1 protein-coding gene is annotated in these 271 nt (G+C 75.6%); it reads left to right on the top strand.

All coding sequences use genetic code 11. The features are described from left to right. Nucleotides 1-271, top strand: a 271-nt coding sequence (locus G3I65_RS47405) for a hypothetical protein (protein WP_160701916.1), incomplete at both ends; no start/stop codon positions are given.

Raw genomic sequence — 271 nt, forward strand, 5'->3', positions numbered from 1 at the left:
GGCCCGCGCCGCCGGGGTGCTCGTGGCCGCGGGCGACGACCTGGAGTTCCGGCACCCGTTGATCCGCACGGCGTTGTACGACGACATGCCGACGGCGGTCCGGATCGCCTGGCACCAGGGCGCGGCGTGGGCGCTGGCGGAGGCGAACGCGCCGGTCGAGCGGGTCGCGCGGCAGCTGCTGCCCATGGTGTCCACAACGGACAGTCGCGTTCCGGTGCCCGCCTGGGCGGTGCGGTGGCTGCTCGACGTCGCCACGCCGCTGATCGGCCAG

Source organism: Amycolatopsis sp. SID8362 (assembly GCF_010550475.1).
In the GTDB taxonomy this organism is placed as follows: Bacteria; Actinomycetota; Actinomycetes; order Mycobacteriales; family Pseudonocardiaceae; genus Amycolatopsis; species Amycolatopsis eburnea.